Raw genomic sequence first — 20483 nt, 5'->3', positions numbered from 1 at the left:
AGGTCGGCCGACGACCAACCCCCTGCCCTGCCCCATGGGCCTGCCGATGACGGCGCCCCGCGTCATCCAGGCGCCCCCCGTCACCTAGCCCCCCCCCTCGCCCGGGATCAGAGGCCGGAAAGGGACTACGACCGTGGGCGAACAGCGCCCCTCACGCCGCCGCGCGTTCCGCCCCCAGATCCCTCAGGATATCTGCCGCGCGCTCGAAGCTCTCCTTGCGCGCCTCGTGGTCGTGGATCTGCCCGGTGAGGATCACCTCGTCCGGACGATGCTCGGCGATCAGCGCCTCGAGCCTGTCCCGCACCGTCTGCGGACCGCCAACGGCGGTGATCCTCAGCGCCTCGTCCGCCATCTCGACGGCCTGCGCCGGCAGGATCTGGGTCACGTCGTCCACCGGGCGCGGCAACTTGCCCGGCTGACCGAGACGCAGCCGCGCGAACGCCTGCTGGATGGACGAGCGGAGGTAAGCCCCGCGCGCGTCGCTCTCGGCGGCGAAGACGTTGATCGCGAGCATGAAGCGGGGCTGATCCAGCGCGCCCGGCTGAAAACGCGTCCGATAGAGCTCCCGCGCCTGCTCCAGCGCCTGCGGAGCGAAGTGGCTGGCAAAGGCGTAGGGCAGCCCCAGCATCGCCGCCAGCTCCGCACCGTAGAGCGACGAGCCGAGGATCCAGACCGGCACGTGCGTTCCCTCGCCCGGAAGTGCCCGCACCCGCGCGCCCTCGCGCGGCGCGCCGAGATAGTTCATCAGCTCGACGACGTCGTTCGGAAACTCCTCGCCGTTTCCACCGCCCCGCCGCAGAGCCCGCGCCGTGGCCATGTCCGTCCCCGGAGCGCGCCCGAGGCCGAGATCGATCCGGTCGCCATGGATCGTCGCAAGCGTTCCGAAGGCCTCGGCGATCATCAGCGGCGAATGGTTCGGCAACATGATGCCGCCTGCGCCCACGCGAATGCGCTCGGTGGCCCCGGCGACATGGCCGATCAGGACGGAGGTCGCGGCGGAGGCGATGCCGGGCATGTTGTGATGCTCTGCCATCCAGAAGCGACGATAGCCCTGCGCCTCGGCGTGGCGCGCGAGATCGACGGTGTTGGCGATCGCTTCGGCGGCATCGTGCCCCTCGGGCACGGGGGACAGATCGAGGACGGAATACTGCATGGGTGAACTCCTTTGTTCACTGACGTAGGCATACGCCGCCAGCACGCAAGACGCCCCAACCCTTTCCCCTGCGGCGCGCCCGGCTCGTTTCCTCCCCGGGGCCCCACCCGGCGAACATGCCACCGGCAAGCGGAGCGGCGCCCTCTTGCCGTGCCGGATCCTTCTCGGCAGCGCCTCACCCAGGTGCCCCCCTCAGCCCAAGGTGCCCCACGGGGCCCGCCCCTCCGGCATGCTGCTGCCAAAGACGTTTTCCCGGTGCCAGCGGAGGTTCTCCGGGTGCGGCCCCTCAGCCCGCCAGGGCGCGCGCGACTTCGCTGGCGAAGTCCTCGCCGCGTTTTTCGAAGTTGTCGTACTGGTCGAAGGACGCCGCTGCCGGGGCGAGGAGGACCGTCTCTCCCGGCTCCGCCTCTTCCGCCGCCCGCGCGACCGCTTGTGCCATCGTGGTGCAGACCTCCGACGTCACCCCCGGCCCCAGCGCCAGGGCAAATGCCTCGGCCTCCCGACCGATCACGTACGCCTTCGCCACGCGGTCCAGATGCGGGTGCAGAAGGTCGAGGCCTCCCTCCTTCATCAGACCGCCGCAGATCCAGCGCACCTTGTCGAAGGCCTGGAGCGCGCGGGACGCGGCGTCCACGTTCGTCGCCTTGCTGTCGTTGACGAAGCGAATGCCCCCCGCCTCGCCCACCGGCTGCGAGCGGTGCGGCAGGCCCGTGAAGGTGGCCAGCGCGCCCTTGATCACCGAGGGCGACAGGCCGAGGGAGCGGACGGCGGCCCAGGCGGCGCAGACGTTCTGGTGATTGTGCGCCCCCGGCAGGCCCGGAAGCTCGCGCAGATCGGCGGAGGACACCTGGCGCGACTTCCGCCGCTCGGACAGAAAACCCTTGCGCGCATGGACCGTCCAGCCCGGCCCGTCGAGCTTGCCGGCGGCGGAGATGCGGATGACCCGGTCGTCTCCCGGCCCCTCGGCGAGCTGACCGGCGAGATAAAGGCCCTCTGCCTCGTCCACCCCCACCACGGCGCGGTCCGGCCCGCCCTCGGCGAACAGCCTGCGCTTGGCGGCGAAATACCCGCCCATGCCGCCGTGACGGTCGAGATGGTCGGGGGAGAGGTTGATGAAGACGGCGATATCCGGGGTCAGCGCGCGGGCAAGATCGGTCTGGTAGGAGGACAGCTCGAGCACCGCGATCGACCCGTTCACCGCCGGCGCGCAGTCGAGCACGCCGACGCCGATATTGCCGGCGAGCTGAACGTCCCGCCCCGCCTCGCGCAGGATATGGGCGATGAGGGCGGAGGTCGTGCTCTTGCCGTTGGACCCCGTGACCGCGATCACCTTCGGCGGTAGATCGAAGCTCTCCCAGCCCTCCTCCGCCCAAGAGCGGAAGAAGAGGCCAATATCGTTGTCGAGCGGCACGCCGGACTTCAGCGCAGCGAGCACCGCCGGATGGGGCGCGGGGTAGAGATGCGGAATTCCGGGCGAGACGATCATGGCGGCGACGCCTTCGAGGGCGCCGGGCGCGGTCGGATCGAGAAGGTCCAGTCCTTCCGCCTCCGCCGCGGCACGCCCCGAGGCGCCGTCATCCCAGCACAGCGGCAGCGCGCCGCCCGCCCTGAGGGCCTTCGCCGCGGAGAGGCCCGACCGGCCCAGCCCCAGAACGGCGATGCGCTCGCCCTCGTGTCCCCTGACCCTGATCATGCCGATCTCCCTACCATTCGGCCCGATATCCGTGACGCCAGAACCCGCCCGTCGGTCCATCCTCGGGCAGAAGCGCGAGCCGCACCGCTTCGGCCGCTGCATCTTCGGGATCGCCGGGCGCGTGCTCGCCGCCCATCCGTGTCGCGACCCAACCGGGGTCCATCGCGTTGATCTTCACGCCCTCCGGCAGGTCCCGCGGCAGGACATGCGTCAGCGCGTTCAGCGCGGCCTTCGCGATCCCGTAGCCGTTCGGCCCCGAAAGGCCGGAGGCGAAGCTGCCCATGCTCGAGGACAAATTGACGATCCGGCCCCAGCCCCGACGTCCCATGCCGGGCGCCAGCGCGCGGATGAGCAGGAAGGGACCCGTCACCATCACCGCCATCGCGTCCACGAACCCTTCGGGATTGTCCAGAAGGGAGCCCTCGGGAAGGATCCCGGCATTGTTCACGAGAATGTCGAAAGGCATATCGATCAGGCCGTGGAGCGTTTCCGGCTCGGCCACGTCCGCCCGCATCCAGTCGCAGCCGAGCGCCTCCGCCGCCGCTTCCCCCGCGGCCGGATCCCGCGCGGTGATCGTTACGGCGCAGCCCTCAGCGATCAGGGCGGCCGCGATGGCCCGTCCGATCCCCCGGTTTCCGCCCGTGACAAGGGCGCGAGGTGTGTCTGGTCTCGTCACGTCGTCCTCCTCGAGGCGGGGCGGCCCGGGCGCATTACCGCCCGTGGCTGATCGGACCGGTCCGGGCTCGGGACCCTCCCGGCACTGCGGCCCATTGGAAGCGGAACGGGCGCCCGCCCCGGCGGAGCTGCATCCGAGATGTCTCCACCGGTCCGCGAGACGCTGGTACGGGCGGGGGGACTCGAACCCCCACGGGCATCAGCCCCAAGCATTTTAAGTGCCATGCGTCTACCATTCCGCCACGCCCGCGCAGCGAGGAGAGGCATAGAACAGCCCCGAGGGGTCCCACAAGCGCCTCCCTGCGCTTGACGGCACGGCGGCGGGATGTAGCGTCGCGCCATGTTCCCCATCCGCGACCACAATCCCTCGGGCGGCAGGCCCTACGTCGTCTGGACGCTGATCGCCGCGAATGTCGCGATCTTCCTGATGTCCCTCGGCATCGCGAACGACCCCATGCGTCTCGCCGCCTATTACGCCGACTGGGCGCTGATCCCGGCGCTCTCATCGCCGCTGAGCTTCGTGACCTCGATGTTCCTGCATGCCGGCTGGATGCACCTCTTGGGCAACATGCTCTACCTCTGGATCTTCGGCGACAACCTGGAGGAGGAGATGGGCCATGCGGGGTTTCTGGGCTTCTACCTCGCCGCCGGGATCGGGGCGGGGCTCGCCCATGTCGCGGCGGCGCCGTACTCGACCGTCCCGACGGTCGGAGCCTCGGGCGCCATCGCGGGCGTGATGGGCGGGTACCTGCTGCTCTTCCCGAAGGCGCGGGTCGACGTGCTCTTCATCTTCGTCATCATCTTCAAGGTGATCCCGATCCCGGCCTGGATCGTGCTCCTCGGCTGGTTCGCGCTTCAGCTGTTCAACTCGGTGGGGAGCGATCCGACGGGCGGCGGCGTCGCGTACTGGGCCCATGCTGGCGGCTTCGTCATCGGCCTTGCCCTGACCCTGCCAGTCTGGCTGAAGCGCGGCGCGATGGCCTTCTGGTCGCGCACCCATGGCCACCCGCCGCACGAGGAGGCCAGGTACAGCAAAAGCCGGGTGCCGGTGGTTCGGCGGCGCTGAGCCGGGCGCCGGCGGGGGCGCACCCGATCCATCGGAGGACCGGGCGGCGCGGCTCAGGCCTCGCGGATGATCCCGGCGAAGCGCTCGAACAGATCGCCGTTGCAGGCGATGACGCCGCCGCTTTCGAGGATGTTCTGCCCCTCGCGGATCGGGCCGATCAGGCCGCCCGCCTCGCGCACGATGACGAGGCCCGCGGCCATGTCCCACGGCGACAGCTCCCGCTCCCAGAACCCCTCGCACCGCCCTGCGGCGACATAGGCGAGGTCCAGGGACGCCGCGCCCCAGCGGCGAAGACCTGCGCAGGCCGGCATCAGGCGCCCGAGGTCGCGCAGCATGGCCGGCAGGGTGCGCTTGGCGCCGAACGGCATGCCGCCCGCGAAGACGGCCTCGGACAACTGGAAGCGACCGGAAACGCGGATCCGGCGCTCGTTCATCCAGGCGCCCTGCCCCTTCTCGGCATAGAACATCTCGTCCTTGGTCGGATCGTAGATCACGCCGGCGACGATCTCGCCCTTGTGCTCCAGAGCGATGGAGACGGCCCAGTGCGGCAGGCCGTGCAGGAAGTTCGTCGTGCCATCGAGCGGATCGACGATCCAGCGGCGCGTGGGATCCTTGCCGTCGACCGGATCACTCTCCTCGCCGAGCCAGCCGTAATTCGGGCGGGCATGGGTCAGCTCTTCGCGGATGACCTTCTCGGCGGTGATATCGGCGCGGGACACGAAATCTCCGGGGCCCTTGCGGCCGACCTGGAGGTTCTCGACCTCGCCGAAATCCCGCACGAGGCCGCGCCCGGCCTTGCGCGCGGCTTTCATCATCACGTTGAGGTTTGCGCTGCCCTGCATCGGCGGCTCTCCCGGGGAGGTTCGGTCAGGCGCGGGGTATAGGCCACAAGAAGCGGCGGACACAAGCGATGCGGGGACCGAAGGGCGCTTGCGCGGTGCGGGGCGGCGATTAAGGTGGCCGCGCCGGCCATCATTCAGGCCGCGGTCTCGAGAACCGGAGTCATTTCATGGAAGCACTTCAGGGCCCGCCGGGCATCCGCAACGCGCGGCAGGGTGTCATTTACCTGTGGCAGGGCGTCGACGTTGAATCGCCCTACGCGGATCTGGCCGTGAACGGCTCCGTCCGCGCCTTCACCGCGCTCGCCAATCGCCGCCTGGACGGCTTCGGCGACTTCAACGAGGCCATCGGCGACCCGCTGACGATGTTCGGATCGGCCGCGGCGGGAGCGAACGGCGCCGGGACCGGATTTGCCAGGGTGATGTCCTGGGCGACGTCCTTCGTGGCCGAGCTCCGCTCCCAGATCGCAGAGCTCTTCGGCGGGCCGCACGAGCTCATCAGCTTCAGCAAGAACCTCGCCCTGTGGATCGCGGCGCAGGTGATGGACGATGCCGACAGTCTCGACAGCGTCGGGGATGTCGCAAACCTCTGGAATGCCGGGAAATCCTTCGTCCAGAAGCTGAGGAGCTACGTCGCCGGGTACAACGTCAGGATCAATTACGGCCATCCATCGACACTGGTGAAGGGCGTCGAATCGGGGATGAACCGGGCGATGCTCTCGGGCGTGTTCGAACTGGCGAAATCCTCGATCTCGGGCACCCTGTCCTCCTTCGGGGCCTTCGCCTCGAAGGCGGTGGATTACATGGCCGGGATCTTCGAGTTCGCCGTGGAATCCCTCTGGCGCTACGCCGAGTTCCTCGTTCTCGACAAGTTCACCACGAAGGCGAAGACGCTCTGGGCCGCGCGCGGAACGGCATCCGACCTGTCGCGCAGCAATCGCAAGTTCAACCTCTGGCTGCGCGGCGCGGTGGACAAGGTGCCGCTCATCGCCGCCGTCACCCTCGTCTCCGGTCTCGGCGGGGACAAGATGCGGCTCCTGCAGATGTTCGGCGGCGGCAACACGGTGATCTCGCAGTCGGATTTCGACTCCGGCGTCGCGTATCTCGACCGGCTCAAGCGCACGGCGGCCCACATGATGAAAGATGCCGAACTGGCTCTGGATTCGGATGATCCGCTCATCAAGTCCTCGCTCGGAATGCACGAGACGCTGATCGCCGCGCAGCAGGCGCAGCAGGGCTGGTGGGGCAGCGTGTCGCGCTTCGTCGATTCGTGGATCCGCGCCTGAGGCCTCGGCGCGCCCATCTCAGGCGGGATCCTGCGGCTAGCGGAGGCCGCCGGCCCGCGGCGGAGAGGCGCAAGGGCGGAGACGTCCGTCCGCCCCTCGGCACCTTTGGCTTGGTGGGACAGCACGCTTCGTGTTAACTTAAACGCCGTGGCGGGCCGTGCGAGGCCGCCAGCGTCATGTATGGCTTTGATTGTCCTGAGATGACGGAATTCGATATGCATCGGAACTCATGATCGTCCCGCAGATTATGAAGTTGCCTCAAGTGTACGCCGATGCAATATCCGGTTGCGACAAAACAAGGTCCGATTGCGACTGAACAAGGGTGGTATCCGCCATGGCGACCGTGCCGAGTGTGTCTTTCGAGTTCTTCCCGCCGCGCAGCGTGCAGGCGTCCTTCAAGCTGTGGGACACCGTTCAGGCGCTGGCGCCGCTCGGCCCCCGGTTCGTCTCCGTGACCTACGGAGCCGGCGGCACGACCCGCAAGCTGACCCATGAGGCCGTGGACGCGATCAACGCCTCCACCGATCTGACCGTGGCCGCGCACCTCACCTGCGTCGACGCCTCTCGCGAGGAGACGCTGGAGATTGCGCGAAGCTATGCCAAGGCCGGCGTGACCGACATCGTCGCGCTTCGTGGCGATCCGCCCAAGGGGATGGACACCTTCACGCCCCACCCCGAGGGGTTCCGGGACACCTGCGAGCTCATCGAGGGCCTTCGCGAGGCGGGCGACTTCACCATCCGCGTCGGCGCCTATCCCGATCCGCACCCCGAGGCGACGCGGGACGGGCAGGACGTGGAATGGCTCAAGCGCAAGATCGACGCGGGTGCGACCGAGGCGATCACGCAGTTCTTCTTCGAGGCGGACACCTTCTTCCGCTTCCGCGATGCCTGCGCCAAGGCCGGGATCGACGCGCCGATCATTCCGGGCATCCTGCCGATCGAGAACTGGAAGAACACCCGCCGCTTCGCCACCGCCTGTGGCGCGCGGCTTCCCGCATGGCTCGGCGAGGCCTTCGAGGCGGCGGAGCGTGACGGTCGGCAGGATCTCCTGGCGACGGCGCTGGCCACCGAGCTCAGCTCCGAGTTGATCGACGGCGGGGTGGACAAGCTGCACTTCTATACGCTGAACCGTCCGCACCTGACGCGTGACGTCTGCCATGCCTTGGGCGTGACGCAGGACTCGACGCTCGAAGACGTGGCCTGAGGCGCCATAGCCTCGACGCACGGAACGGCCCGGGGCGACAGCCCGCGGGCCGTTTGCATGTCCGAAAGCCGTCTTGTCCGCCGAGCTTCCGTTTGGAGGTGTGGAAGTGCTCCGAGAGGCGCAACCAGCGGGTAAAGATCAGGCGGGATCGCGGCCGGCGGCATCCCGCAGCATCGCCCAGACGCGGGAGGCGGTGAACGGCATCTGCGCGTTGCGCACACCCCGCGCCCAGAGCGCATCCTGCACCGCGTTCGACACCGCAGCGATGGCCCCCACCGTTCCGGCTTCACCACATCCCTTCATGCCGACCGGGTTGCGCGGGGACGGGATCGGGCGCTGCGAGAACTCGATCATCGGCAAATCGTAGGCCCTCGGCATGGCGTAATCCATGAAGGTGACAGCCAGCGCCTGCCCCTCCTCGTCATGCGCCGCCCTCTCCATCAGCGCCTGTCCGACACCCTGCGCCACGCCGCCATGAACCTGCCCGATGGCGAGGACCGGGTCGATCAGCGTGCCGAAATCGTCCACCACCTTGTAGGACAGAAGGCTGACATCCCCGGTCTCGGGGTCGACCTCGACTTCGGCGGCGTGGGCGCCGTTCGGGAAAGATCGCCCCGGCAGGGTCGCCGTGGCCGTGTGCTTCAGCAGATCGCCCCGCCCCGCGTCGTGGGCCATCCGGGCGGCCTCCATGAAATCGGGCGCGGCATTGGTGCCCTCGGCGCGGAAGCGGCCATCCTCGAACGTCAGGGCGTCTTCGGGCACACCGAGCTCGGCGGCGAGGAACGACGCGAAGGCCGCCTCCATCATCTGCCCCGCGCGGTCGGTCACCATCGCCTGCACGGTGACCGACCGGGAGCCGCCGGTGCCGCCGCCCTTCGCGATCAGGTCGCTGTCGCCCATGACGACGTCGACGGCATGCGCGGGGATACCGGTCCGCGCCTCCAGGAGCCGCGGGTGCACCGTCTCGTGTCCCTGGCCAGCCGATTGCGTGCCGACATAGAGCCGCACGCGTCCTTCCTGCGTGAACTCCACCGTGGTCGTCTCGTCCGGCGCGCCGAGGATCGCCTCGACATAGGAAACGAGGCCGATGCCGCGAAGCTTGCCCTTCGCCTCGGAGGCCGCGCGCCGCGCTGCGAAACCGCCCATGTCCGCCTTACTGCAGAGCGCGTCCAGGACGCCCGGGAAATCGCCCACGTCATAGCTCTCCCCCGTCGCCGTTGCATAGGGAAGCTGGCCCGGGCGGATCATCGAGCGGCGGCGGAAGGAGGCGGGGTCCTCGCCGAAAACGCGCGCCGCCTGATCCATCGCCCGCTCGAGTGCGTAGATCGCCTCGGGCCGCCCGGCGCCGCGATAGGCGTCCGTCGGCGTGGTGTTGGTATAAATTCCCACCGTCTCCATCGCCGCATCCTGCACGTCGTAGACGCCGGTCAGCACGCGGGCGAAGTTGCCGCACTGGATGCCCTGGCCGAACTGGGAATTGTAGGCACCGAGATTGGAGAGGTTGCGCACGCGGTATGCGGTCAGGCGCTTCTGTGCGTCGAACCCCATCTCCACGGTGGAGACGAGATCCCGCGCGCCGGCGTCGGTGAGCATGGTCTCGCTGCGATCGGAGGCCCAGCGTACGGGGCGACCGAGGCGTCGCGCGGCCAGTGCGAGGACGGGATATTCGGGGTAGAACATCGCCCTTGTGCCGAAGCCGCCGCCGACATCGGGGATCGTCACCCGCACCTGGCTCTCGGGCACCGAGAACCACGCCGCGAGCCGCGACTTCAGCCACCAGACGTTCTGTCCACCGCAGCAGACATGCAGCCGCCCCTCCGTCCATTCGGCCCAGGCCGCACGGGGCTCCATCGGATTGCAGATCACGCGGTGGTCGGCGATCTCGAAGGACAGGCGGTGCGCGGCGGTCTCCAGCCCCGCGTCGGCCGCGTCCCACGCCCCGGCCCGGAAGGTATAGGCGCGGTTCCCCGGCGCCTCCTCGTGCAGACATGCGCCGCCCTCCGCGAGGTCCAGCTTCGCCGGCAGTTCCTCGAAATCGAGCGCGATGGCTTCGGCGGCGTCCAGCGCCGCTGCCCGGCTCGTCGCCACGACGCAGGCGATCGCCTCGCCGACATGCCGCACGCGGCCCTCCGCGAGCGCGGGCCTGAGCGGGCTTGCCCCGCCCTTCACGAGTGTCGCCGGCAAATCGGGGTCGATCCCCTCGGCGCGGATCTCGGCGGCGGTCAGGATATCCGCGACGCCCGGCATGGTCCGGGCCTCCTCCAGCCCGTCCAGGCTGATCGTCGCATGAGCCACGGGCGCGCGCAGGAAGATCGCGACGAGGCTATCGGCCGCCGCCGTGTCGTCCGTGTACCGCCCCCGTCCGCTCAGGAGGCGGCTATCTTCGAAGCGTCCGCCCTGCGACGTGCCGGATTTCGGGGTCATGGCTCGTCTGTCCCGTCTGGAGGTTCAGGTCAGAGCCTAGCCACCCCGGCGGCGCCGTCCATGCCAAATGGCCGGCCCGCCGGGACAAACGCGCCCTTACTGGGCCGAGTTCAGGGAAAGCGCCGTCACCATGTCCAAGACGCCGAAGCCGTTGAACCGGGTCACGGTCGCCGTGGAGTAGGCGCCCATGCCGTGGAAGATCACGTAATCCCCCTCGGCGATGTCGCCGGGCAGCGGCAGCTCGCCGGGCAGACGATCGACGCTGTCGCAGGTCGGGCCGAACACGATGCGCGGCACCGGCAGGCCTGACTTCCGGCGGCCCTCGCCGTCCCGCAGCTCGACGCGGTCGATGATCCCGATGAGCGGCAGTTCGGCAAGGCCGCCATAGACGCCATCGTTGAGGAAGACGTGGTCGGCATCGCGCACGGCGCGGACGCGGGTCGCGAGCGAGAAGCTCTCGGCCACGAGGCCGCGGCCGGGCTCGCAGACGAGCGCCGGGCGCGCGTCACCGAAGGCCTCGCCCGTGACCCGGTCGACCAGTGCGAAGATCGCGTCGAGCTCGGGCGCCACGGCATTCAGACGATGCGCCGGGAAGCCGCCGCCTACGTTCAGGCGGGACAGCGTCACACCGGCATCCGCGGCGATCTTCGCGGCGGTCCGGATATAGGCATCCCATGCCATCGGATCGGTGCACTGGGTTCCGGGGTGGAACGTCAGGGAGGGAACAAAGCCCATGCCGTTGGCGCGTGCTAGAAGCTCGGTCGCGAGCGGCGCCGTCGCGCCGAACTTCGCACCGAAATCGTAGGCCGCGCCCTTCACGGGCAGCTTGAACCGCACGGAGATCTCGGCGCCCTGCGGTACCAGCTCGTAGAGCTTCTCGAGTTCGGACAGCGAGTCGACCGAGAAGGAGCGCACGCCCTTCTCCACCGCTTCGGCGATCTCGGAGCGGGAGCGGACGGGGTTGTTGTAATGCATGGCGGCGCCGGGGGCGACGCGGGCGATGAGGTCGATCTCGTAGAGCGAGGCGACGTCGTAGCCCCGGATGCCGGCGGCATCGAGGTTGGCGATGACGATCTCGTCCGGGTTCGACTTGACCGCATAGGTCACGAGCCCCGGAAATCCATCGAGGAACCGCCGCGCGGTCGCCTGCAGGATCGCGGGTGAGAAGAAGAGTACCGGATTGTCCGGCTGCTCGGCGCGAATGAAATCGGACGGGTTCGCCCAGATCGTCTTGTTCAGCCCCATCGTCTCTGCCCTTTCTTGCCAACAGAGCGCAGCCACCTCTTGCCCCGCCTGACGGGTTGGGAGCCGCTTACGCAACCTCCGAACCAGGCCAGGTACCGACATTTCGCCGCGCCCTTAGTCCTGAAAGGAATGAAGCGCATATGATGGACATTTTCACCGATGAAAAGCGTCGAATTGTGCAGTATGCTTGTCAAAATGACGAAAATGGCGGGCAGATTTGATGGATGACCTCGACGAGAAGCTTTTGGCCGCCCTTGCGGCGGACAGTTCGACCTCTACCTCCCGCCTCGCGCGGAGATTCAAGGTCGCCCGCTCCACCGTTCAGGCCCGGATCGAGCGGCTGGAACGCAACAAGGTGATCTCCGGATACACCATCCGTCTCGGCGAGGCGGTCACACTGCGGCGGATTCGCGGCACGGTGCTCCTGCAAGTCGAGCCGCGCGCGACGCCGGCGGTCCTCCAGCGCCTGCGAACGATGACCGAGGTCGAGGCCTGCCATACGACGACGGGCCGCGTGGACCTGATCCTCTCGCTCTCGGTGGAGACGACGCAGGCCCTCGACGAGACCCTGGACGAAATCGGAACCATCCCCGGCGTGCGGACGACCGAGAGCCTGATCCATCTCACCACGAAGTTCGACCGCAGGATCTGACCGCCCTTCACCGCCGGAAGCCCGGTCCGGGGCCCATGCCCCATCGCGCTTTCCCTTCGCGCGCGGCTTATGTAGACCGGCGCCCAATCACACATTCAGACGACGGGCGATCCCAAGCGATGGACAAGACCTTCGACCACGAGGCCGCCGAGGCGCGGATCTACGCAGCATGGGAAGAGGCCGGCGCCTTTCGCGCCGGAGCGGGTGCCAAAAGCGGCGCCGAGACCTTCAGCATCGTGATTCCGCCGCCGAACGTCACGGGCTCCCTTCACATGGGCCACGCGTTCAACAACACGCTTCAGGACATCCTCGTCCGCTGGCACCGCATGCGCGGACACGACACGCTCTGGCAGCCCGGAACGGACCATGCCGGCATCGCGACCCAGATGGTCACCGAGCGCGAAATGGCGGCGAACGGAGAGCCGCCGCGCCGGGAGATGGGGCGCGAGGCCTTCGTCGAACGGGTCTGGCAACAGAAGCAGAAGAGCCGCGGCACTATCATCGGCCAGCTCCGGCGTCTCGGCGCCTCCTGCGACTGGTCGCGCGAGGCCTTCACCATGGGCGGTGCGCCGGGAGATCCCGACGCGGGCAGCGGCCCCGATTTCCACGACGCCGTCATCCGCGTCTTCGTGGAGCTCTACGAGCAGGGCAAGATCTACCGCGGCAAGCGCCTCGTGAACTGGGACCCGCATTTCGAGACCGCGATCTCCGACCTCGAGGTGGAGAACGTCGAGACGCCCGGCCACATGTGGCACTTCCGGTATCCCCTCGCCGGCGGCGAGACCTACGAGTACGTCGAGAAGGACGAGGACGGGACCGTCACCCTGCGGGAGACGCGGGACTACATCTCCATCGCGACCACGCGCCCGGAGACCATGCTCGGCGACGGCGCCGTCGCGGTGCATCCCTCCGACGAACGCTATGCGCCCATCGTCGGCACGCTCTGCGAGATCCCCGTCGGGCCGAAGGAGCACCGCCGCCTGATCCCGATCATCACCGACGAGTACCCGGACCCGGCCTTCGGCTCCGGCGCGGTGAAGATCACCGGCGCGCACGATTTCAACGACTACGAGGTGGCCAAGCGCGGCGGCATTCCGATGTACCGCCTGATGGACACCAAGGCGCAGATGCGCGCGGACGGTGCGCCCCATGCCGAGGCCGCCGCCGTCGCGATGTCCGTGGCCAAGGGCGAGCGGACGCTGAACGAGGCGGAGGCCGACGCCGTCAACCTCGTCCCCGACGATCTGCGCGGGCTGGACCGTCTGGAGGCGCGCCAGCGCGTGATCGACCAGATCACCGCCGAGGGCCTCGCCGTGATGGTGCCCCCCACCGATCCACGGCTCGGGGCGAAGGCCGCCAAGGCGCCCGAAGCGCCCGAGGAAGGCGGCGAGGCGCGGGCCGACACGCTCGTCCCCCTCGTCGAGACCAAGCCGATCATGCAGCCGTTCGGAGACCGCTCGAAGGTCGTCATCGAGCCGATGCTGACGGACCAGTGGTTCGTCGACGCCGCCCAGATCGTCGGCCCGGCCCTCGATGCTGTCCGCGACGGGACCGTGAAGATCCTCCCCGAGCGGGACGCCAAGGTCTATTTCCACTGGCTCGAGAACATCGAGCCCTGGTGCATCTCCCGCCAGCTTTGGTGGGGCCATCGCATCCCGGTCTGGTTCGACGACGATGGCAACCAGTACTGCGCGGCGACGGAAGCCGAGGCGCAGAAGAAGGCCGGCGACGGCGTCGCCCTGACGCAGGATCCCGACGTCCTCGACACGTGGTTCTCGTCCGGCCTCTGGCCGATCGGCACGCTCGGCTGGCCGGAGGAGACGGAAGAGCTGAAGCGCTACTTCCCGACCTCGGTCCTCGTCACCGGCTTCGACATCATCTTCTTCTGGGTCGCCCGGATGATGATGATGCAGTACGCCATCGTCGAGGAACGGCCCTTCGATACGGTCTACGTCCATGCCCTCGTCCGGGACGAGAAGGGCAAGAAGATGTCGAAGTCCCTCGGCAACGTCCTCGACCCGCTCGACCTGATCGACGAGTTCGGCGCCGATGCCGTTCGCTTCACACTCTCGGCGATGGCCGCGATGGGGCGGGATCTCAAGCTTTCGAAGGACCGGATCGCGGGATACCGCAACTTCAGCACGAAGCTCTGGAACGCCTGCCGCTTCGCCGAGATGAACGGCGCCTTCGAGGCCGGCGCGCCGGAGGGCATCCCCGAGGCGACCGCCCCGGTGAACCGCTGGATCCTCGGCGAGACCGCAAGGGCCGCGGCGGAGACCTCCGAGGCGCTGGAGGCGTTCCGCTTCAATGACGCGGCCAACACGCTCTATTCGTTCGTCTGGGGCACGGTCTGCGACTGGTACGTTGAGTTCTCCAAGCCCTTGCTGATGGGCGAAGACGCCGCGATGGTCGCCGAGACCCGCGCGGTCATGGCCTGGGTCATCGATCGCTGCCTGGCCCTCCTCCACCCCTTCATGCCGTACGTGACGGAGGAACTCTGGGGCACGCTCGCGTCCCGCGACACGCCCCTCATCCTCGCGCCCTGGCCCGAGCTGGATGTCGAAGCGCTTGCGGACGAGGAGGCGTCGCAGGAGATGGCCTTCGCAATTTCGCTGATCGACGGGATCAGGTCGGCCCGGGCGCAGGTCCGCGTGCCGGCAGGTCTTCAGGTGCCGATGGTTCATACCGGGATGGACGCCCGCGCGGAAGCTGCGTGGGCGGCGAACGAGGCCATGATCAGGCGCCTCGCGCGGATCGAGAGCCTCGAGGCCGCGGGCGAGATGCCGAAAGGGGCGATCACGGTGCCGGTGGGAGGTGCGACCTTCGGCCTGCCGCTCGCGGACATCATCGACGCCGGCGCCGAGAAGGCCCGTCTCGAGAAGACGCTGAAGAAGCTTCAGGGGGAGATCGGCGGCATGCGCAAGCGGCTGGAGAACCCCAAGTTCATCGAAAGCGCGCCGGACGAGGTGATCGAGGAAACCCGCGGCAACCTGAAGGCCCGGCAGGCCGAGGAGGACAAGCTCGCGGATGCCCTTGCGCGGATCAGCGAGATCGCGTGAGGCCGGGAGGGCGGCCGCCGGTCGCCCTCACCCTCCCGTCCTGACGTGGAACGCGCCGCTGATCGGCGCTCCCCGCAGCTTTCGCTGGCGACAGCCATGAAGAAAGGCGCCGTGATCCCTCACGGCGCCTTTCGAATAGCTCACGACAGATCCCCAATCACTCGTCGGTCGCGGCGCCCTCTGCGGGCTCCTCGACCGCTCCCGTGCGGCCGTCGATCTGCGTCTCGGCCTCCACGGGCTCCTCGCCGCGCCAGATCATGAAGACGATGAACACCGCCAGCAAGACGACCCCCCAGAGGATCGCGAAGCCGATCCCCATCATCGCGGGGCGGTGCTGCTTTTCCTGCTTTTCGACATCGGTGTGCGGTGCGGACATTCGTGTAACTCCTTGCGTCGCGGATCCAACGCGGAACCCCGCGATCTGGTTCAATCGGCTGCAATCGTTCTAAAACAGGCCCGGGCGATTACGCCTTCCTCATCGGTCTCGAGAGCGAGGATCTCGGCCGCTCCGATCCCGATGCGCTCGGCCCCGTTCCGGTTCGCCTCAGGATCCAGTTTGAGGCCGAGAAAGTCCAGTCCGGCGAGGGCCATCGTCCTGACGGGCGCGGCATTCCGACCGACCCCGCCGGTGAAGACGAGACCGTCGATCCCGCCGAGCGCCGCCGCCATGGCGCCGATCTCCCTGCGGATGCGGAAGGTGTAGTATTCGATCGCCCGCGCCGCCGCCGGATCGGAGGAGGCGAGAAGCGTTCGCATGTCATGGCTGATGCCGGAGAGGCCGAGGAGACCGCTTTCGCGGTAGAGCATGCGGGCGATGCTCTCCGGCCCCTCCCCCTTCTCCAGGAGATAGAGCAGGACACCGGGATCGAGCTGCCCCGAACGCGTCCCCATGGGGAGACCGTCGAGCGCGGAAAAGCCCATGGTCGAGGCGATGGAGCGCCCGCCCGACATCGCGCACATGCTCGCACCGTTGCCGAGATGCGCGACGACGACGCGGCCGCGCGCAAGCTCCGGCCAGTCTTCCGCAAGGCGGGAAGCGATGTAATCGTAGGACAGGCCGTGGAAGCCGTACCTGCGCACCCCCTCCTCGTAGAGATGCGCCGGCAGTGCGAAGGTATCGTTGACCCATGGATGCCCGCGGTGGAAGGCGGTGTCGAAGCAGCCGACCTGGAGCGCGTCCGGAAAGGCGATTTCGGCGGCCGCGACGCCGGCGAGGTTGTGCGGCTGGTGGAGCGGAGCGAGAGGTTCGAACGCCTCCAGCCGCTTCAGAACATCGGGGGTCAGGCGGACCGGCCGATCGAACTCCGCCCCGCCATGGACAATCCGGTGTCCGACCGCGACGACCGCCCGCCCCGCGAGCCGGCGCTCCAGCGTCACGAGAATGGTGCCGATCGCCTCTCCCATGCCCGCCGGGCCGATCTCGGTCACGCGCGTTTCGCGGGCGTCGTCCAGGGTGAGGCGCGCGGCCGGGCCGAGGGGCTCGATCTGTCCGCCGAGGAGCTTCGCCGGCCCCTGCCCCGCCTGCGTTCCGGCCTCGTAGACCGAGAACTTGAGCGAGGAGGAGCCGGCGTTGAGCGTCAGGACCGCATCCATTGGGGGGCGCCTTCCAAGGGGTGGGGACGTCGCGAACGCCGGGGCGAACCCCGGCGTCCCTCATGGTCCGCTCAGGCGGCGGACGCGCCGACGGCCTTCTTGCCGTAGGACAGCTGCTCGTCGCCCCAGGCCTTGATGTCCGCCCTCTCGATCTGCTCCCGCATGGCCTTCATCCGGTCCCGCCGCTCGGGCTCGGACATGGCGAGACCCTGCTCGATGGCCTTGTCCATGGAACGGCTGGAGAACGGGTTGGTGAGGATGGCCGACGGCAACTCCACCGCCGCCCCGGCGAACTCGGACAGAACGACGACGCCGTCCCCGTCCACGCGCGAGGCGATGTATTCCTTGCAGACGAGGTTCATCCCGTCGGCGAGCGGCGTGATCCAGCAGATATCGGCGGCGCGGTAATAGGCGACCAGCTTGTCGAACGGCACCGCCTGGCTGATCAGGGCGAGCGGTTGCCATTCGAGCGTCCCGAAGGTGCCGTTGATGCGGCCGGCGATCTGCTCCACCTCGCCCTGGATCTCGGCATAGGCGGTCATGTTGCGGTTCGCCATGACGGAGACGTGCATGAGGCGCACCTTGCCGATCAGGTCCTTGCGGCTCTGCAGCAGCCGCTCGTACGCGAGGAGCTGCTCGATCCCGCCCTTCGTGTAATCCGTCCGGGACACCGAGAGGATGAGCTTCTGCTCGCCCATGTCGGCCTTGATCTCCCCCACCAGGTCATCGACCACCTCGGCCTTGGAGCGGACGTAATCCACGTCGATCCCCACGGGGCTGGCGGACAGCGCGACCGTGCGGCCGTCCTCCATCGTCAGTTCGGTGAACATCGACCGCTCGTCGAGCGCGGAGCCGATGGGCTGATCGGATTGCTTGATCCGCCGCCGCGCGGAGATTTCGCAGTCGAACAGCGATTGCGCCACGCGGGCAAAGTTGGCGGCGTAGCGCGGGATGTGGAAGCCGACGACGTCGCACGAGAGCAGGCTCGAGACGATCTCCTCGCGCCACGGCAGGACGTTGAACATGTCCGCCGACGGGAACGGCGTGTGGTGGAAGAAGCTGATCGTGACGTCCGGCCGCAGTTTGCGCAGGTACCCGGGGACCAGCCAGAGGTTGTAGTCGTGCACCCAGACGAGTGCACCCTCGGCGGCCTCGTTCGCGGCGGCCTCGGCGAAGGCCCAGTTCACCTCGCGGAAGGTCGGCCAGTCCACCGGATCGTAGTTGTAGCGATCCTTGAACGAGTGGAGGATCGGCCAGAAGGCCTCCTTCGAGGTGACGTGATAGAAGCTCTTCACCTGCTCCTTGGTCAGCGGCAGCCGGGAGACGTTGTAGGTTCCGAAGCTGTCCTCGATCTCGATGACGCGCTCGAAGCCCGGATCGTTCGGATCCTCGGCCTCCTTCCACGCGACCCAGGAGCCCTTCTTGGCCTTGCCGAAGAGGCCCTTCAGCGTCGGCACGATGCCGTTGGGGCTCTTGTTCTCGCGATAGAGGGTCTCGCCGTTCTCGACGACCTCCTCGTAGGGCTGACGATGATAGACGATGACGAGATCAGACGGCATTGGGGGTCTCTCGGGCTTGGGAATGGAGTCCGAAGGCGGCGATCGCCTCCCAGATCCCGGCGCAGCCATCGGCCTTGGCGCGCCAGATATGGGGGGCGTCCTCGGGCAGGGCCTCGAGGAGCGGAGCTTCGGAATTGCCGACCGCGACGGCAGGAAGGCCGCAGATCAGCATGGACAGATCGTTGAGCGTGTCGCCGGCGCACAGGACGCGCCGCTCCTCGACACCCAAGTACGACACGAGCCGCCGGATCGACGGCCCCTTGGAGATGCCGCGGGGCAGCACGTCGAAGTAGCGGTTGGCGGAGATGAGCGGATCGAACCCCATCTCGGACACCTTCAGCGCAGCGCTGTCGTCGTAGGTCTCGGGATCCATGTCGAAGGAAACGCGGTAGCGGAACTCGGTGTCCTGGACCGTCAGGCCCGGATGTCCGTCGAGCGCCTGGCGGACGCGCGGTCCGGCATCGCCCCAGGTCCGCGCGATCTCCTCCTCCAGTTCGGCGATGGGCTCGACCTGCCCGTCCACGACGCGGGCGATGGTCGTGCCCACGTCGCCGACCACGTAGTCCGGTGTCGGGATCGGCGTGCCGCGGGTCAGATCGACGATGAATTCCGGATCGCGCCCCGTGACGAAGACGAGACCGACGCTGTCGCGGTTCGCGTCGATCCACTCGTAGAGCGCTGCCCGGGCCTCCTCCGTGCCGCCGAGGAAGGTTCCGTCGAGATCGGTGGCGAGGACGAATTCGCGGGTCGTCAGATCGGTCATTGGGCGGCTTTCATGGCTCGTTCAAGGGCTTGGGACGGGTGATCGAGGGCGACGTTCAGCGCCTTGGGTTCGCCCACGAGAGGACGGCCCCAGAGATCGGTGAAGGTCTGGCGCAGGTCCGCGCCCTCGTGAAGGATGTCGTGGACGGCGCGGCAGACGGGCAGCTCGACCCCGATGCGCTCGGCCAGGTCGTTGACGGAGACGGCGTTCACCTCCCCCTCGACCACGGTATCCTGTCCGCCGAAGCACTCGGCGCGGGGAATGCCCTGCCCGAGCTGAAGTCCGAGCTTCATGTTCCGCGAGGTTGGGGACGAGCAGGTCAGGGTCAGATCGCCGGTGCCGGCAAGGCCCGTCACCGTCTCGCGTCGCCCGCCCAGGGCTTCGGCGAGCGTCTTCATCTCGTCGAGGCCCCAGGTGATCAGCGCGGCGCGGGTATTCTCGGCATACCCCGCGCCCGTCATCATCCCGCAGGCAATGGCGATCACGTTCTTCACCGCGCCCGCGACCTCGACGCCGGTCAGGTCGTCCGAGATGTAGGGGCGGAAGGTGTTGGAGCCGAGGGATGTCGCGAGCCGGGAGGCCGGCGCCTGCGACGGCTCGCGCCTGTCCGCCGGGGTGAACTCGAAGGCGAGCGTGACGGCCGTGGGATGGTTCATCGCGGTTTCGCGGGCGAATGTCGGCCCCGAGAGGGCTCCGATGACGTGGCCCGGAAGCTCCTCCGCCGCAACCTCCGACAGAAGCTTGCCGGTCCCCTGCTCGATCCCCTTGGCGCAAAGGACGACCGGAGCACCCTCGGGCACGAGTCCCTTGAGCTTGCCGCACATCTCGCGAAGGCTGCGGGACGGCGTCACGAGGAGCACGCATCCGGTGCCCGCAAGCGCCTCCTCCAGATCCGCCATCGGCTCGATGCCCTCCGGAAGCGCCACCCCGTTGAGGTAGCGGTCATTCCGGCCCGTGCGGGAAAAGGCTTCGATATCCTCCCGCGTCCGGCCCCAGATCCTCGTGGTGCGTCCGGCGCGGCGGGCCATGGCGGCGAGCGCCGTGCCCCATGCGCCTGCGCCGATCACGGTCACCGTGTCGTAGGGTCTGGCCTGCCCCAGACCGCTTTCGCCGATTTCGGATGCCCCGCTCATGTGCGGCCTCCCGATCCAATCGACGAACGGCTCGGCATGTCCCGGATTATCATGAAGTCCCTCTGAATTTGCCGGCGCCCCGCCCCGTTCACCCGGCTCGGTGGCGCCTTTCGCGGTCAACTTATCGTGCCGGACCGCG

Annotated in this window: 16 protein-coding genes and 1 tRNA gene; 5 read left to right on the top strand and 12 right to left on the bottom strand. The window is 68.3% G+C overall.

Annotated features, from left to right (window positions below; all coding sequences use genetic code 11):
• Positions 1-151: 151 nt before the first annotated feature.
• The 4 genes from RM543_RS08950 to RM543_RS08935 all read right to left on the bottom strand — a co-directional run bounded on the left by RM543_RS08950 (position 152) and on the right by RM543_RS08935 (position 3771).
• Positions 152-1153: an LLM class flavin-dependent oxidoreductase gene (locus tag RM543_RS08950; protein WP_311690723.1), complete on the bottom strand. Its 1002-nt coding sequence runs from the start codon at positions 1151-1153 to the stop codon at positions 152-154.
• A 286-nt stretch (positions 1154-1439) separates the two neighbouring features.
• On the bottom strand, positions 1440-2846 hold the full coding sequence (gene murD, locus RM543_RS08945; RefSeq protein WP_311690721.1) for a UDP-N-acetylmuramoyl-L-alanine--D-glutamate ligase: 1407 nt from the start codon (positions 2844-2846) through the stop codon (positions 1440-1442).
• A gap of 10 nt (positions 2847-2856) precedes the next feature.
• Positions 2857-3522 (bottom strand): SDR family NAD(P)-dependent oxidoreductase, encoded by a 666-nt coding sequence (locus RM543_RS08940; RefSeq protein WP_311690719.1) that lies wholly within the window; start codon positions 3520-3522, stop codon positions 2857-2859.
• A 163-nt stretch (positions 3523-3685) separates the two neighbouring features.
• Positions 3686-3771 (bottom strand) — tRNA-Leu (locus tag RM543_RS08935).
• Positions 3772-3861: 90 nt separating this feature from the next.
• Between RM543_RS08935 and RM543_RS08930 the strand changes: the two genes are divergently transcribed.
• Positions 3862-4587: a rhomboid family intramembrane serine protease gene (locus RM543_RS08930; protein ID WP_311690717.1), complete on the top strand. Its 726-nt coding sequence runs from the start codon at positions 3862-3864 to the stop codon at positions 4585-4587.
• Between the two features lie 53 nt (positions 4588-4640).
• Here RM543_RS08930 and RM543_RS08925 read toward each other — a convergent pair whose 3' ends face one another.
• Entirely contained in the window at positions 4641-5429 is a 789-nt protein-coding gene (locus RM543_RS08925) for an inositol monophosphatase family protein (RefSeq protein WP_311690715.1), read from the bottom strand.
• Between the two features lie 167 nt (positions 5430-5596).
• Between RM543_RS08925 and RM543_RS08920 the strand changes: the two genes are divergently transcribed.
• Both RM543_RS08920 and metF read left to right on the top strand, forming a co-directional pair.
• Positions 5597-6712: a hypothetical protein gene (locus RM543_RS08920; protein ID WP_311690713.1), complete on the top strand. Its 1116-nt coding sequence runs from the start codon at positions 5597-5599 to the stop codon at positions 6710-6712.
• A gap of 334 nt (positions 6713-7046) precedes the next feature.
• A complete protein-coding gene (metF, locus tag RM543_RS08910; protein WP_311690711.1) occupies positions 7047-7916 on the top strand; it encodes a methylenetetrahydrofolate reductase [NAD(P)H] in 870 nt (289 codons plus the stop codon).
• 138 nt (positions 7917-8054) lie between these two features.
• Here metF and RM543_RS08905 read toward each other — a convergent pair whose 3' ends face one another.
• Entirely contained in the window at positions 8055-10340 is a 2286-nt protein-coding gene (locus RM543_RS08905; RefSeq protein ID WP_311690709.1) for a xanthine dehydrogenase family protein molybdopterin-binding subunit, read from the bottom strand.
• Between the two features lie 96 nt (positions 10341-10436).
• Positions 10437-11585 carry a type III PLP-dependent enzyme gene (locus tag RM543_RS08900; protein ID WP_311690707.1) on the bottom strand — a complete coding sequence of 383 codons (1149 nt, stop codon included), beginning with the start codon at positions 11583-11585 and terminating at the stop codon, positions 10437-10439.
• Between the two features lie 220 nt (positions 11586-11805).
• Here RM543_RS08900 and RM543_RS08895 point away from each other — a divergent pair, with 220 nt between their 5' ends.
• Entirely contained in the window at positions 11806-12237 is a 432-nt protein-coding gene (locus RM543_RS08895) for an Lrp/AsnC family transcriptional regulator (RefSeq protein WP_311690705.1), read from the top strand.
• Positions 12238-12356: 119 nt separating this feature from the next.
• Complete coding sequence (locus RM543_RS08890; protein WP_311690702.1) at positions 12357-15296, top strand: valine--tRNA ligase; 2940 nt, start codon at positions 12357-12359, stop codon at positions 15294-15296.
• 157 nt (positions 15297-15453) lie between these two features.
• Here RM543_RS08890 and RM543_RS08885 read toward each other — a convergent pair whose 3' ends face one another.
• The 5 genes from RM543_RS08885 to RM543_RS08865 form a co-directional block, all read right to left on the bottom strand.
• Complete coding sequence (locus tag RM543_RS08885) at positions 15454-15672, bottom strand: hypothetical protein (protein WP_311690700.1); 219 nt, start codon at positions 15670-15672, stop codon at positions 15454-15456.
• Positions 15673-15722: 50 nt separating this feature from the next.
• The gene (locus RM543_RS08880) at positions 15723-16889 is read right to left on the bottom strand and encodes an acetate/propionate family kinase (RefSeq protein ID WP_311690698.1); all 1167 of its coding nucleotides are present in this window, start codon (positions 16887-16889) and stop codon (positions 15723-15725) included.
• Positions 16890-16960: 71 nt separating this feature from the next.
• Complete coding sequence (gene ggpS / locus RM543_RS08875; RefSeq protein WP_311690696.1) at positions 16961-18448, bottom strand: glucosylglycerol-phosphate synthase; 1488 nt, start codon at positions 18446-18448, stop codon at positions 16961-16963.
• Positions 18438-19211: an HAD-IIB family hydrolase gene (locus RM543_RS08870; RefSeq protein WP_311690694.1), complete on the bottom strand. Its 774-nt coding sequence runs from the start codon at positions 19209-19211 to the stop codon at positions 18438-18440. Before RM543_RS08870 ends, ggpS begins: the two co-directional genes overlap by 11 nt.
• On the bottom strand, positions 19208-20344 hold the full coding sequence (locus RM543_RS08865) for an NAD(P)H-dependent glycerol-3-phosphate dehydrogenase (RefSeq protein ID WP_311690692.1): 1137 nt from the start codon (positions 20342-20344) through the stop codon (positions 19208-19210). The genes RM543_RS08870 and RM543_RS08865 overlap by 4 nt, the downstream gene beginning before the upstream one ends.
• Positions 20345-20483: the final 139 nt, after the last annotated feature.

This window comes from Tropicimonas omnivorans, from assembly GCF_031846565.1.
Classification (GTDB): domain Bacteria; phylum Pseudomonadota; class Alphaproteobacteria; order Rhodobacterales; family Rhodobacteraceae; genus Tropicimonas_B; species Tropicimonas_B omnivorans.
This window is presented reverse-complemented; position numbering and strand designations above follow the sequence as displayed.

Bases quoted from the DNA above. Each gene is read 5' to 3' on its own strand.
- RM543_RS08870 (WP_311690694.1), bottom strand. From the start codon at position 19,211: ATGACCGATCTGACGACCCGCGAATTCGTCCTCGCCACCGATCTCGAC.
- RM543_RS08895 (WP_311690705.1), top strand. From the start codon at position 11,806: ATGGATGACCTCGACGAGAAGCTTTTGGCCGCCCTTGCGGCGGACAGT.
- RM543_RS08920 (WP_311690713.1), top strand. From the start codon at position 5,597: ATGGAAGCACTTCAGGGCCCGCCGGGCATCCGCAACGCGCGGCAGGGT.
- RM543_RS08950 (WP_311690723.1), bottom strand. From the start codon at position 1,153: ATGCAGTATTCCGTCCTCGATCTGTCCCCCGTGCCCGAGGGGCACGAT.
- RM543_RS08930 (WP_311690717.1), top strand. From the start codon at position 3,862: ATGTTCCCCATCCGCGACCACAATCCCTCGGGCGGCAGGCCCTACGTC.
- murD (WP_311690721.1), bottom strand. From the start codon at position 2,846: ATGATCAGGGTCAGGGGACACGAGGGCGAGCGCATCGCCGTTCTGGGG.
- RM543_RS08890 (WP_311690702.1), top strand. From the start codon at position 12,357: ATGGACAAGACCTTCGACCACGAGGCCGCCGAGGCGCGGATCTACGCA.
- ggpS (WP_311690696.1), bottom strand. From the start codon at position 18,448: ATGCCGTCTGATCTCGTCATCGTCTATCATCGTCAGCCCTACGAGGAG.
- RM543_RS08880 (WP_311690698.1), bottom strand. From the start codon at position 16,889: ATGGATGCGGTCCTGACGCTCAACGCCGGCTCCTCCTCGCTCAAGTTC.
- RM543_RS08925 (WP_311690715.1), bottom strand. From the start codon at position 5,429: ATGCAGGGCAGCGCAAACCTCAACGTGATGATGAAAGCCGCGCGCAAG.
- metF (WP_311690711.1), top strand. From the start codon at position 7,047: ATGGCGACCGTGCCGAGTGTGTCTTTCGAGTTCTTCCCGCCGCGCAGC.
- RM543_RS08900 (WP_311690707.1), bottom strand. From the start codon at position 11,585: ATGGGGCTGAACAAGACGATCTGGGCGAACCCGTCCGATTTCATTCGC.
- RM543_RS08885 (WP_311690700.1), bottom strand. From the start codon at position 15,672: ATGTCCGCACCGCACACCGATGTCGAAAAGCAGGAAAAGCAGCACCGC.
- RM543_RS08865 (WP_311690692.1), bottom strand. From the start codon at position 20,344: ATGAGCGGGGCATCCGAAATCGGCGAAAGCGGTCTGGGGCAGGCCAGA.
- RM543_RS08905 (WP_311690709.1), bottom strand. From the start codon at position 10,340: ATGACCCCGAAATCCGGCACGTCGCAGGGCGGACGCTTCGAAGATAGC.